An 11,815-nucleotide genomic window follows, 5' to 3' on the forward strand; every position below is an offset into this window, starting at 1 on the left:
ATTTTCGCCCCCACCTCCTGAAAAAGTTCACCCGTGACGGCTGATGTTGGGCGATGCAAGGGCTCGCTATAGTCGAACGGTCGGCAAAGCCGTCCAACGATGATCGTCGGGCCCCGCAAGCGTCATGGCGTCGCCTGGCCGAGCCCACATCACAAGGTGAGACCGCCATGCAGAACCCTACCCTGACCGAGCGCGGCCCAGCCGCTACCGGCTCCACCGATGCGGCAGCCGCGGCGCTGGCGCGTGGCGAGTTCGAGACTGTCCTGGCGCAACTGGAGCCATCGTATCGTGCCGGTGCCGACAGTGCCGAGATCCTGTTGCTGTTGATCCGGGCCTACGCGGGGCTGGGGCGTAGCGATGAGCGTCGGGCAGTGCTGGCACAGGCCTTGCAGAAGTATCCCGACAAGCTGGAGTTTCGCGTCGCCGACGCGGAGTTCGCCATGGCCCGCCAGGATTGGACAGCGGCGATCGAGCGCTGGCAGCGGATCGAGACGAGCTTCCGCGAATTCCCGTCGGCCGTTCACCTGCGTCACGCGCGTGCTTGCCTGGCGGCTAGTGATTTCGATGCCGCCCTGCGAGCGGTGGATGCCGCGCTCGAACGCCAATCTGACAACGCGACGGCGCGTGACCTGCGCGACGTCATCGCCAGCCGCAAGGCGCGCAAGTACCAGATCGCCGATCAGGCGCTGGCGGCACCCTCCCTACTGAGCTGGACGCCAGCGGAGGCGCAGCGTCGAATCGCTACGCTGTCGGCCTTTCGCCAGTGCCAGATTCAAGTTGCGCTCGATAGCAGTGCGACAGAGGCGGCGCTGCTGCTGATCCGTACCGGAGACGAGGTCGAAACGCGACCGCTGCACCCGAGTGTGGAAGACGCGGCCCAGGTCGTACTGACGCTCGATCTGACTCGACCAGTGGAGCTCGGCGTATCCCAGGCGGGCGAGGCACACTGGTGCGTGAAGCTGAGCTTGAGTCCGGTCATGGAGGTGATCCAGGGTAAGGACGGCTGGCTGTTTCTGGCCAATGACTCTAATGCCAGCGTCGACCAGTTCACCGGCAGGAAGCGGCTCGAGGCAGAGCAGCGCCAGCAGTGGAGAACGTTTGCGACGGCGCTGTCGGCGCTGCAGCGTCGTCGTTCGGTGCTCTTCCTGATTGCCAACTCGAAGGAAAAGGTGCGGCCCGAGCGTTATCCGCATCAACAGGCCGCCGTCACGCCGACCGAGCAGGTAGAGGCGATCCTGCAAGCTGCCGGGGCAGCCTACTGCAACCCGATCAAGGCGATGCAGGCTGCGCCGGCCAGCTACTACGCCACGGATACGCACTGGAGCGGCCTGGGCGCCTTTCTGGCATTCCAGTCCTGTATGCGGCGGTTCGGCTATCAAGACCATTTCGAAAGCCTATTCGCCTTTCACGAGCAGGAGGTGGTCGGCGATCTTGGTTCCAAGCTCGACCCGCCGGCTCGCACCCGCATGACCGTGGCAACCTATCAAGGTGGCAGTCAGACGCGCTGCCTTTTCACCAATGCGATCCCCGGCACCGGCAATATCACCATCTTCGAGAACGCGCGACCGCGTCATGCGCGCACCCTAGTGATCTTCGGCGGTTCCTCGTCGGGCGCCGGGGGCTTTGCCAATCTGTTCGCGGCGATCTTCCGACGTGTCGTCGTGATCAACCTCCCGGGGAGCTACATTCACGAAGTGGTCGATCGGGAGCAGGCGGATCATGTCATCATTCAGACCAACGAGCGCTACCTGCCTTCGCCCGGCAGCGTGCGCGAGACGCTGTCGGAGATGACAACGGATATTCAGCGACATCGTCTATCGGAGGCACAGCGCGCGAAATTGCGGGAGAGAATTCAGCATCAAGGGCCTTGCGCGCCATACGACACTTTCATGGCCCAGGCGCTGCGCTGAGGGAGAGTAAGGCCCGGGCGCGTCGTGATAGTGCGTTGTACGGGGTTTGTACATCGCCAGCGATTCTGCCAAGGTGTGGGCTCGACGATACCGGCTTGCCGGCACCTCATGAAGAAGCCAAGGAGGGACTCTCATGCATCATCGTCTCGAATGCCCGCGCTGTGGCGACCACCACGCCGTCTCTGCCGATCTCGGTGTCGCCTGGGATGACATTCACTGCGAGACTTGCGGTGAATTTCTCGAGACGCGCCAGGCGCTGTCCGAGCGCGTTGCTCCCTCACTACTGATTGAATCCTGCCTACGCGCACGCCAGATGGGTATCGCCGCCTGACGCCGGACGATATCGGCCAGCGCGAGGCCTTGCCGGCCAGAATCTACGAATAACGCCGCGCGACGCGGCGACACTACCAGGGAAGAATCTTGCCATGCTGAAAGTCACACTGGCGCTGCGTTGTAACGTCTGCGGCGGGGAGCAGTTCATGTTGCCCTCGCCGGCGGACACCAATGAGGACATTCGTTGCGCCGACTGCGCTGCCTTCAAATGCAAGAGCGACGATCTGGAGCGGACCATGGCCGCGGCACCCCGTGCCGCTGGCCCGGTGCGCGCCAGCCTCTAAGTCGAACGCGACGCCGCCAACGAAAAAGCCCCCGATGAGCGAATCATCGGGGGCTTTCTGGTGTTTGGTGGAGGCGGGGGGAATTGAACCCCCGTCCGCCGGCACTCACCCATCGGCTCTACATGCTTAGTTCCGTCTTTTGATTTAGCTCGGTGCCCTCCGACGGGCAGGATGACACCTTGCGATCTCTCTAAAGTTTAACGCACGTCAGGAGAGCGCTGACGTACGCGGTCCCATCAATCTGAGCTCTTCTCCTCTCCACGATGAATGGGCACATCGCTTCGAGGCCAGGCTAACAGCTAGCAGTTGTTACGCTGCCAGTGCGCCCTGAGCGTAGTTTTCGTCGTTTGCGACTATTTAATCGTAACGTTGGATTTACGAGATACGTTACGCTCTCGGCATGCACCTCAGGGATTGCCACCGGCGTCGAAGCCATGTCGCCCCCGTGGAACGTCTTCATTCTAGCAGGTGGGGATGATCCGGCGCCATATCAAGTGGCAGATCAATCCCTTGGATATCACTCAGGCGTGATCACGCATCACGCGTGCCTTCTCGCGGTTCCAGTCGCGCTCCTTCTGCGTGGCGCGTTTGTCGTGAAGCTGTTTGCCGCGAACCAGTGCCAGCTCACACTTGATCAGGTTCTTCTTCCAGTAGAGACGCAGCGGCACGCAGGTGTGCCCCTTCTCCTGCGTGCGGGAGAAGATGCGCGCGATCTCCTTGCGATGCAGCAGCAACTTGCGCGTCCGTGTGGGGTCGGCCACCACATGGGTGCTGGCCGTGTTCAACGGCATGATATGGCTACCGAGCAACCAGGCCTCGCCGTTCTTGACGAGAATATAGGTGTCGGTGAGCTGGGCCTTGCCGGCGCGCAGGCTCTTGACCTCCCATCCGGCCAGCGACAGGCCGGCTTCGAAGGTTTCGTCGATGTGATACTCGAAGCGAGCCTTCTTGTTCTGGGCGATCGTGCTGTCGCCGGGCGCATTGCCTTTCTTCTTACCCATGACACCTCTTCGCGGTGATATCCGGTCCGCCCTTCGATATGTGGGCGAGCGTGATACCATTCAAGCATTCGGGAAATAGCCCCATGATACGCATGTCGGGGCGATAAATCAGTGGAGAACCCCATGCCAAACGTGAACCGCTCCGCCTTTGTCCGGCACACGCCGGAACAGATGTTCGAGCTGGTCAACGACTTCGAACGTTACCCGGAGTTTCTGCCGGGCTGCCGCCGTGCCAGCGTGGTAGAGCGCGGCGACGATTATCTAGTGGGGCGTATGACGCTGGCCAAGGGCGGCGTGGAGCAGAGCGTGACCACGCGCAACGATCTGGAGCGCCCGGAGCGTATCGATCTATCGCTGGTGGACGGGCCGTTTCGTCGTCTGAGTGGGCGCTGGCATTTCCGTCAGATGGGCGAAGGCGCCTGCAAGATCGAGCTCGAGATGGAGTTCGAGTTCAGCAACCGCCTGCTGGGCATGGCGTTCGGGCGCCTGTTCCAGCAGGTAGCAGGGCAGCTGGTCGACGCGTTCACCCGGCGTGCGGACCAGATCTATGGCCGGCAGGGTGCCTGAGATGGCTACCATCGAGGTCGCTTTCGCCACGCCGCAATGCCAGCTACTCGTGGCGTTGCCGCTGACGCCAGGCCTGGATGCACGCACGGCCGTTATGCGCGCCGATCTGGCATCGCGCATTGAGGGCTATGACGAGGCCTTCTTTCGCCAAGCGCCGCTCGGCATCTTCGGCGAGCGGCTGCGCGAGCCGGAGCGACGCGAGCTGTTGAGCGGCGAGCGGGTCGAAGTCTATCGTCCGCTCGAGATCGACCCCAAGCAGGCAAGACGCGAGCGGGCGGCCGGCGCGTCATAGCGCAGACCGCTCGCCGCGCCTTCTGTCGAGCCAGGCTGGACGTCCGTCAAGACGGCCAGCCTGGCTCTCTAGAGAGGCACGTGTCTTTCGACCGGCGATTTAGACGCCGCTCGGCCCCACCTGCGGCACTGCGGTGCCTTCGCCGGCGCCTTCCACAGCGGGGCCGGGGCCACCGTCCTGGTTAAGCTCGATGTTGGATTCCATGTCGCCGGACTTGTCGATGTCGACCAGCTGGTCGTTATCGAAGGTCAGCGTCAGGCGTTTCTCGACGGTGTCCCCGTAGGCTTCGTCCAGATAGAAGACATAGTCCCACTGATCCGACGAGAAGGGGGCCTCCATCAGCGGTGTGCCCATGATATAGGCGACCTGCTCTCGGCTCATGCCGGGGTGCAGTTGGGACACCATTTCCTGGGTGATCAGGTTGCCCTGAGGGATGTCTCTTTTGTAGACGCCGAAGTAGCTGCAACCCGCAACGAGAGACGCTGCGAGAAGAAATACGACCGTTTTGATCAGGTTTTGCATTTGAGTCCGTCTTTCACTATCGTTGCGTGGATTGATCATACCCGACACGAGACGCTACTGCGAAGAGCGACCATGGCCGACGAAAATCAAGAATTGCGCAAGGCGGGGCTGAAGGTCACTCTGCCGCGTGTCAAGATTCTGCAGATCCTCGAAGCGACTCGCATGGAAGAAGAGCTCCACATGAGTGCCGAGGACGTCTACAAGGCGCTGCTGGAGTCTGGAGAGGATGTCGGGTTGGCCACGGTCTACCGCGTTCTGACTCAGTTCGAGGCGGCGGGCCTCGTAGTGCGCCACAACTTCGACGGCGGCCACGCCGTGTTCGAGATGACCCAAGAAGAGCATCACGATCACATGGTCGACCTGGAATCCGGCGAGATCGTCGAGTTCTACGATGAAGAGATCGAACGGCGTCAGCGCGAGATCGTCGAGGAGCACGGCTACGAGCTGGTTGAGCACGCGTTAGTGCTTTACGTGCGCCCTCGCGGCTCCAAGGCGACTCGCCAAGATGGGGTCAAGAAGTAGTCTCGTGTGGTTGACTCCTGGCTCGATATCGCTTCGAGCCCGCCTGGCAGCGGCTGCCGGCTTTCAAGGCTGCCCGTTGTTAGGGCCACAAGATGGTTTCCCACGAGAAGCGCCGGCCCTTGAGCCGGCGCTTCTTGTTTTGAGCGGCCGCGCTAGCGGCTCTCGCCATTCGGCGTGTGTCTGTGCTTAGCGCGATGACCCTCTGCTTCCCCGCTTCCCCGGCACTTCTTGCTACCTCTATATCTCCCCTGTCTTCCCCGGTGTCGCTGCTTCACTGTCGGACACTAGCGTGTAGGTCGGAAGGCCGTCGATAGCATCATGCTTGGCTGTCGCTCGCGGCGTAACACAGATCGGCGCGACGGCTGTCGCGCCCGGCAGGTTCAGTGTGCGGCGCTCTGGCTGGCTGCGAGCATCTCGCGGGCGTGTGCCAGGGTTCGGTCGGAGAGCTTGACGCCGCCCAGCATACGCGCCAGTTCGCGGACGCGCCCGGCATCGTCCAGCTGTGCCATCTGCGTGCGCGTGGCATGGTCGTCCGACTGCTTCTCGATGTGCAGGTGCTGATGCGCCTGGGCGGCGACCTGCGGCAGGTGGGTAACGGTCATGACCTGCGCGTGCGCGCCGAGCCGACGCAGCAGTTGGCCGACGATCTCCGCCGTCGCGCCGGAAATGCCCACATCGACCTCGTCGAAGACCAGCGTGGCCAGCGTGCTGTGGCTGGCCGCGACGACCTGGATTGCCAGGCTGACGCGCGACAGTTCCCCCCCGGAGGCGACCTTGGCCAGCGGACGAGTCGGCTGGCCCGGGTTGGCGCTGATCTGCAGGCTGACGCGGTCCATGCCGTGGGGCTGGGGTGTATCCAGGGGCGTTACTTCGACCGCGAAGTGCGCCTTGCCCATACCGAGAAAGGCGAGCTGCTCCTGGACCTGCGTGGCGAAGGTTTCGGCCGTGCGCTGGCGTGTCTCGCTGATGCGGCGAGCGGCATCACGATACTGCTGGCGCAGCTCGTCGAGTCGGCTGCGCAGTGTCTCCAGGTCGTCGTCGCCACCGTCGAGCGTTTCCAGCTCCTGGCGCAGACGCTGATGCAGGTCGACCAGCTCTTCCGGCATGACATGGTGCTTGCGCGCGATGCGGTGAATCTCGCCCAGGCGCTCGTCAACCCAGGCAAGACGCTGCGGGTCGAGCTCTGTGGATTCGACATAGTGGTGAAGTTCGCGAGCGGCCTCCTCGAGCTGGATCTGGGCGTCGTTGAGCATGCCGAGCGCCTCCGCCAGGCTGCCGCGGTCGCTGCCGGGGGTCCGTGACAGGCGCAAGGTGGCCTGCCCCAGTAGGGTCAGAGCGCCGCTCTCTTCATGATCGCAGCTGTCGGCCGCGAACTGTGCCTCGTGCAGCGTCTCCTCGAGATGCGCCAGGGTCTCCTGCTCCTGCTCCAGCTCGACCAGTTCGTCCGGCTGCAGGTCGAGTTGGTCCAGCTCCTCGACCTGGTAGCGCAGCAGCTGGCTGCGCGCCTGGCGCTCTTCGTCGTTCTCGCTGCGTTCGCGGTACTGGCGTCGCAACGTGTGCCACTGGCGGTGCAGGGCGGCCAGGGCATCGACTTCCTGGCGATGGCCGGCGGCGTCGTCCAGCAGCCGTCGGTGCGTCTCTTCGTTGAGCAGCGCCTGATGGGCGTGCTGGCTGTGTACGTCGATCAGGCACTCACCCAGTTCGCGCAGATCGGCCACGGTGCAGGGTTGGCCGTTGATCCACGCCTTGGAGCGGCCGCTGGCGGTGACCACGCGGCGCATCAGGCAATCATCGACGGGCAGTTCGCGATCTGCCAGCCAAGCGCGAGCCTCTTCGCGCGCGGTGATATCGAAGCGCGCGCTCAGGTCGGCGCGCTCGGCGCCGTGGCGGACGCCACCGGCGTCGGCGCGTTCGCCCAGGCAGAGTCCGAGGGCGCCGAGCAGGATGGATTTGCCGGCACCGGTTTCACCGGTAATCGCCGTCATGCCGGCCTGAAAATCCAGGTCGAGGGTGTCGACGATGGCGAAATCACGAATCGCGAGTTGAATCAGCATGCTGCCTCCCGAGTGTCGATGGCGGCCTTGTGATGTCCGGAGAATCTAGGGTCTGTTCGTTTATACAGTAGTCTTGAGCCCCCTTCAATCGCCACCCGAGGGGTTCGTTCAGGGCATGCGCGGTCAATGCTTGAGATCGCGAGCAGGGCCCCCATATAGGCTGACAACTCGATACTTATCGAATCGCTGTCACAACATCCTGCCAGGAGAGACTCATGGCTAGAGACCCGCAGAAGCCCGTAGACGAAGAGATCGAGCGCGCCGAGCGCGAAGGTGAGCCGCAGCCAGGCGAGGAGACGCTGGAAGGCGATCTCGAGGAAGTCGCCGACGCGCTGGAACAGGATATCGAGGCTGCCGAGGCCGGTGACAATCCCGAAGCGGAGGTGCTGGCCGCGCGTGTCGAGGAGCTCGAGCAGTCGCTCGCCGAGGCCAAGGATCAGTCCATTCGCGCGGCGGCCGAGGCGCAGAATGCGCGTCGCCGTGCCGAACAGGATGCCGACAAGGCGCGCAAGTTTGCGCTCGAGAAATTCGTCAAGGAGCTGCTGCCGGTCGTCGACAGTCTCGAGAAGGGTCTGGAGAGCATGCAGGAGGTCGACGAGACCCATCGCGAAGGGGTGTCGATGACGCTCAAGATGCAGCTCGACGTGCTCGGCAAGTTCGGCGTCGAGCAGATCGACCCGCAGGGCGAGCCGTTCGACCCGCAATTCCACGAAGCCATGACCATGGTGCCCAACCCGGAGTTGGAACCGAATACGGTCATGGACGTGATGCAGAAGGGCTACACGCTGAACGGCCGCCTGGTGCGTCCGGCGATGGTGGTGGTCAGCAAGGCGGCCGGCTGACGATGGCGACTGGGGAATGGCGCCGGGCCTTGAAAGGTGGCGACCAGCCCCCACATAGCAATCAAACGCGCGAAAGCGCAGCCATCGTCGGAGAGCGAATCTGCTCTCGACACAGTGAATCAACGGTTTTCGATCAACCGAACAACGATCTCCCGGCGAGATCGATAAAGACTCAGAGGTGAGGAATTATGGGACGCATCATTGGCATCGACTTGGGTACGACCAACTCCTGTGTCGCCGTTCTCGACGGTGACAAGTCGCGCGTCATCGAAAATGCCGAAGGCGGCCGCACGACGCCGTCGATCATCGCCTACACCGACGACGGCGAGACGCTGGTCGGTCAGGCGGCCAAGCGCCAGGCAGTGACCAACCCGAACAACACGCTCTACGCCATCAAGCGTCTTGTCGGTCGCAAGTTCAAGGACGATGTCGTTCAGAAAGACATCAAGATGGTGCCTTACGAGATCGTCGAAGCCGATAACGGTGACGCTTGGGTCAAGGTCGGCGACAGCAAGCTGGCGCCGCCGCAGGTCAGCGCGGAAGTGCTGAAGAAGATGAAGAAGACCGCCGAAGACTATCTTGGCGAGGAAGTGACCGAGGCGGTCATCACCGTGCCGGCCTACTTCAACGATTCCCAGCGTCAGGCCACCAAGGATGCCGGTCGCATCGCCGGTCTCGACGTCAAGCGCATCATCAACGAGCCGACGGCAGCCGCGCTGGCCTACGGCATGGACCGCTCGCAGGGCGATCGCACCATCGCGGTCTACGACCTGGGCGGCGGGACCTTCGATATTTCGATCATCGAAGTGGCCGATGTCGACGGCGAGAAGCAGTTCGAGGTGCTCGCGACCAACGGTGACACCTTCTTGGGCGGCGAAGATTTCGACCTCAAGCTGATCGACTATCTCGTCCAGCAGTTCAAGAGCGACTCCGGCATCGATCTGTCCGGCGACAGCCTTGCCATGCAGCGTCTGAAGGAAGCCGCCGAGAAAGCCAAGATCGAGCTCTCCTCCGCGCAGCAGACCGAGGTCAACCTGCCGTACATCACGGCTGACCAGACCGGGCCGAAGCACCTGGCGATCAAGGTCACGCGCGCCAAGCTCGAGTCGCTGGTCGAAGATCTCGTGGCTCGCTCGCTCGGCCCGTGCAAGACCGCGATGGAAGACGCCGGTCTCTCCAACAGCGAGATCCACGACGTCATTCTGGTCGGTGGTCAGACCCGCATGCCGATGGTTCAGCAGAAGGTCGCCGAGTTCTTCGGCAAGGACGCTCGCAAGGACGTCAACCCGGATGAAGCCGTGGCCATGGGTGCCGCGATTCAGGGTGGCGTGCTGGGTGGCGACGTCAAGGACGTGCTGCTGCTCGACGTGACCCCGCTGACGCTCGGTATCGAGACGCTGGGTGGCGTGATGACGCCGCTGATCGAGAAGAACACCACGATCCCGACCAAGAAGACCCAGACCTTCTCGACCGCCGAAGACAACCAGACGGCCGTGACCATTCATGCGCTGCAGGGTGAGCGCAAGCAGGCGGGGCAGAACAAGTCGCTGGGTCGCTTCGATCTGGCCGACATTCCGCCGGCGCCGCGCGGCGTGCCGCAGATCGAGGTCGCGTTCGACCTGGACGCCAACGGCATCCTGAACATCACCGCGAAGGACAAGGCGACCGGCAAAGAACAGTCGATCGTGATCAAGTCTTCCGGCGGTCTCTCCGACGACGAGATCGACCAGATGGTCAAGGACGCCGAGGCGCACGAGGCCGAGGACAAGAAGTTCGAGGAGCTCGTCCAGCTGCGTAACCAGGCCGACGGCATGATCCACGCCGCCCGCAAGACGCTCGAAGAGGCCGGCGACAAGGTTGAGGCCGACGAGAAGAGCAACATCGAGAACGCGATCAGCGAGCTCGAGGAAGCGCTCAAGGGCGACGACAAGGATCAGATCCAGGCCAAGCTGGATGCCCTGACCGAAGCCTCCGGCAACCTCGCGCAGAAGATGTACGCCGAGCAGGGCGAAGGCGCCGAGGCTGCCGGCGAACAGGCCGACGCGCAGCAGGGCGGCAAGAAGGAAGACGATGTGGTCGATGCCGAGTTCGAAGAAGTCAACGACGACCAGAAAAAGCAGTAACCACAACGTCTGACGCCGTGTAGACGGCCGTAGCGCGGGAGCCTGCAACGACTCCCGCGTTGCTGTTTGCACGGTGCCGATACGGAGGCGGACGCGTCATGTCCAAGCGTGACTACTATGAAGTGCTGGGCGTCGAGAAGGGCGCCGACAGCAAGGAGATCAAGAAAGCCTATCGCCGGCTGGCGCAGAAGTATCATCCGGACCGCAATCCGGAAGACCAGCAGGCGGCGGAGAAATTCCGCGAGGTTTCCGATGCCTACGAGGTGCTCTCCGACGACGAGAAGCGCGCGGCCTACGATCAGTTCGGCCATGCCGGCGTCGACGGTCAGGCGGGGGGCGGTTTCGGTGGCGGCGGCTTCGGTGGCGGTGCCGGCGGCTTCAGCGATATCTTCGGCGACGTGTTCGGGGATATCTTCGGTGGCGGTGGTGGCCGACGCAATCCGAACGCGCCCCAGCGCGGCAGCGACCTGCGCTACAACCTCGAGCTCGACCTCGAGAATGCAGTGTTCGGTACGACCGTCGATATTCGCGTGCCGCGCCACGTCGAATGCGAGCATTGTGATGGCAGCGGCGCCGAGCCGGGCTCCAGCAAGGAGACCTGCCCGACCTGTCACGGTCAGGGCCAGGTGCGCATGCAGCAGGGCTTCTTTGCCGTGCAGCAGGCCTGCCCGACCTGTCACGGTAGCGGCCAGTCGATCAAGGTGCCGTGCCGCAAGTGTCACGGCGAAGGGCGGGTGCGCGAGACGCGCACGCTCTCGGTCAAGATTCCGGCCGGCGTCGATACCGGCGACCGCATCCGCCTGAACGGCGAGGGCGAATCCGGCCTTAATGGCGGCCCGGCAGGCGATCTCTACGTGCAGGCCGAGATCAAGCCGCACCCGATCTTCGAGCGCGATGGCCGGCATCTGCACTGCGAAGTGCCGATCAACTTCGTCGATGCGGCATTGGGCGGGGAGCTGGAAGTACCGACGCTCGAAGGTCGCGTCAAGTTGAAGATTCCGCCCGAGACCCAGACCGGCAAGCTGTTCCGGCTCAAGGGCAAGGGCGTCAAGCCGGTGCGCGGCGGCCCGGCCGGTGACCTGCTGTGCAAGGTCGTGGTCGAGACGCCGGTCAACCTCTCCGAGGAACAGAAGGGGCTGCTGCGGCAGTTTCAGGAGAGCCTCGGCAGCGCCAGCCGTCACTCGCCCAAGAAAGAGGGCTGGTTCGACGGGGTGAAGCGCTTCTTCGAGGACATGAAGCCGTAACGACCGACGGTGTCGAGTCTCACGAGCCCCGTCCGGCCATGCCGGGCGGGGCTCGTGTCGTTTCGGGTATCCGTCGCCGGCGGCGGTCTGGCGCGGGCCCGCTCGATGGTTGTCGGCTGAT

Annotated in this window: 12 protein-coding genes and 1 other RNA gene; 9 read left to right on the plus strand and 4 right to left on the minus strand. The window is 63.4% G+C overall.

Going from position 1 to position 11,815, the window contains the following annotated elements:
* Positions 1-167: 167 nt before the first annotated feature.
* The 3 genes from MC381_RS02000 (at position 168) to MC381_RS02010 (ending at position 2,527) form a co-directional block, all read left to right on the plus strand.
* Positions 168-1,910, plus strand: a complete 1,743-nt coding sequence (locus tag MC381_RS02000; RefSeq protein ID WP_251976046.1) for an alginate O-acetyltransferase AlgX-related protein — start codon at positions 168-170, stop codon at positions 1,908-1,910.
* A gap of 133 nt (positions 1,911-2,043) precedes the next feature.
* Positions 2,044-2,241, plus strand: a complete 198-nt coding sequence (locus MC381_RS02005; RefSeq protein WP_251976047.1) for a hypothetical protein — start codon at positions 2,044-2,046, stop codon at positions 2,239-2,241.
* A 94-nt stretch (positions 2,242-2,335) separates the two neighbouring features.
* Positions 2,336-2,527 carry a hypothetical protein gene (locus MC381_RS02010; protein ID WP_251976048.1) on the plus strand — a complete coding sequence of 64 codons (192 nt, stop codon included), beginning with the start codon at positions 2,336-2,338 and terminating at the stop codon, positions 2,525-2,527.
* Positions 2,528-2,592: 65 nt separating this feature from the next.
* Here the strand turns inward: MC381_RS02010 and ssrA are convergent.
* Positions 2,593-2,972, minus strand: a transfer-messenger RNA (tmRNA) gene (gene ssrA / locus MC381_RS02015).
* Between the two features lie 76 nt (positions 2,973-3,048).
* Positions 3,049-3,528 carry an SsrA-binding protein SmpB gene (gene smpB, locus MC381_RS02020; RefSeq protein WP_251976049.1) on the minus strand — a complete coding sequence of 160 codons (480 nt, stop codon included), beginning with the start codon at positions 3,526-3,528 and terminating at the stop codon, positions 3,049-3,051.
* A gap of 123 nt (positions 3,529-3,651) precedes the next feature.
* Between smpB and MC381_RS02025 the strand changes: the two genes are divergently transcribed.
* Together MC381_RS02025 and MC381_RS02030 are read left to right on the plus strand one after the other, a co-directional pair.
* Positions 3,652-4,095, plus strand: a complete 444-nt coding sequence (locus MC381_RS02025; RefSeq protein WP_251976050.1) for a type II toxin-antitoxin system RatA family toxin — start codon at positions 3,652-3,654, stop codon at positions 4,093-4,095.
* A 1-nt stretch (position 4,096) separates the two neighbouring features.
* Positions 4,097-4,387 (plus strand): RnfH family protein, encoded by a 291-nt coding sequence (locus MC381_RS02030; protein WP_251976051.1) that lies wholly within the window; start codon positions 4,097-4,099, stop codon positions 4,385-4,387.
* A 99-nt stretch (positions 4,388-4,486) separates the two neighbouring features.
* Here the strand turns inward: MC381_RS02030 and MC381_RS02035 are convergent, their stop codons facing one another.
* The gene (locus MC381_RS02035; protein WP_251976052.1) at positions 4,487-4,909 is read right to left on the minus strand and encodes an outer membrane protein assembly factor BamE; all 423 of its coding nucleotides are present in this window, start codon (positions 4,907-4,909) and stop codon (positions 4,487-4,489) included.
* Positions 4,910-4,981: 72 nt separating this feature from the next.
* On the opposite strand from MC381_RS02035, the gene fur reads away from it, so the two are divergent.
* Positions 4,982-5,431: a ferric iron uptake transcriptional regulator gene (gene fur, locus MC381_RS02040; RefSeq protein WP_251976053.1), complete on the plus strand. Its 450-nt coding sequence runs from the start codon at positions 4,982-4,984 to the stop codon at positions 5,429-5,431.
* A gap of 380 nt (positions 5,432-5,811) precedes the next feature.
* On the opposite strand, the gene recN is transcribed toward fur, so the two are convergent.
* The gene (recN, locus tag MC381_RS02045) at positions 5,812-7,485 is read right to left on the minus strand and encodes a DNA repair protein RecN (RefSeq protein WP_251976054.1); all 1,674 of its coding nucleotides are present in this window, start codon (positions 7,483-7,485) and stop codon (positions 5,812-5,814) included.
* A 215-nt stretch (positions 7,486-7,700) separates the two neighbouring features.
* On the opposite strand from recN, the gene grpE reads away from it, so the two are divergent.
* The 3 genes from grpE to dnaJ all read left to right on the plus strand — a co-directional run bounded on the left by grpE (position 7,701) and on the right by dnaJ (position 11,694).
* Positions 7,701-8,327, plus strand: a complete 627-nt coding sequence (grpE, locus tag MC381_RS02050) for a nucleotide exchange factor GrpE (RefSeq protein ID WP_251976055.1) — start codon at positions 7,701-7,703, stop codon at positions 8,325-8,327.
* A gap of 188 nt (positions 8,328-8,515) precedes the next feature.
* Positions 8,516-10,450: a molecular chaperone DnaK gene (gene dnaK / locus MC381_RS02055; RefSeq protein ID WP_251976056.1), complete on the plus strand. Its 1,935-nt coding sequence runs from the start codon at positions 8,516-8,518 to the stop codon at positions 10,448-10,450.
* 98 nt (positions 10,451-10,548) lie between these two features.
* On the plus strand, positions 10,549-11,694 hold the full coding sequence (gene dnaJ / locus MC381_RS02060; RefSeq protein WP_251976057.1) for a molecular chaperone DnaJ: 1,146 nt from the start codon (positions 10,549-10,551) through the stop codon (positions 11,692-11,694).
* The last annotated feature ends 121 nt before the right edge of the window (positions 11,695-11,815 follow it).

It is taken from the genome of Salinicola avicenniae, from assembly GCF_023736115.1.
GTDB classification, from domain to species: Bacteria; Pseudomonadota; Gammaproteobacteria; order Pseudomonadales; family Halomonadaceae; genus Salinicola; species Salinicola avicenniae.

Coding starts and splice junctions, on each gene's coding strand:
- dnaK (WP_251976056.1), top strand. CDS start 8,516: ATGGGACGCATCATTGGCATCGACTTGGGTACGACCAACTCCTGTGTC.
- MC381_RS02025 (WP_251976050.1), top strand. CDS start 3,652: ATGCCAAACGTGAACCGCTCCGCCTTTGTCCGGCACACGCCGGAACAG.
- dnaJ (WP_251976057.1), top strand. CDS start 10,549: ATGTCCAAGCGTGACTACTATGAAGTGCTGGGCGTCGAGAAGGGCGCC.
- fur (WP_251976053.1), top strand. CDS start 4,982: ATGGCCGACGAAAATCAAGAATTGCGCAAGGCGGGGCTGAAGGTCACT.
- grpE (WP_251976055.1), top strand. CDS start 7,701: ATGGCTAGAGACCCGCAGAAGCCCGTAGACGAAGAGATCGAGCGCGCC.
- MC381_RS02035 (WP_251976052.1), bottom strand. CDS start 4,909: ATGCAAAACCTGATCAAAACGGTCGTATTTCTTCTCGCAGCGTCTCTC.
- MC381_RS02000 (WP_251976046.1), top strand. CDS start 168: ATGCAGAACCCTACCCTGACCGAGCGCGGCCCAGCCGCTACCGGCTCC.
- MC381_RS02030 (WP_251976051.1), top strand. CDS start 4,097: ATGGCTACCATCGAGGTCGCTTTCGCCACGCCGCAATGCCAGCTACTC.
- MC381_RS02010 (WP_251976048.1), top strand. CDS start 2,336: ATGCTGAAAGTCACACTGGCGCTGCGTTGTAACGTCTGCGGCGGGGAG.
- smpB (WP_251976049.1), bottom strand. CDS start 3,528: ATGGGTAAGAAGAAAGGCAATGCGCCCGGCGACAGCACGATCGCCCAG.
- recN (WP_251976054.1), bottom strand. CDS start 7,485: ATGCTGATTCAACTCGCGATTCGTGATTTCGCCATCGTCGACACCCTC.
- MC381_RS02005 (WP_251976047.1), top strand. CDS start 2,044: ATGCATCATCGTCTCGAATGCCCGCGCTGTGGCGACCACCACGCCGTC.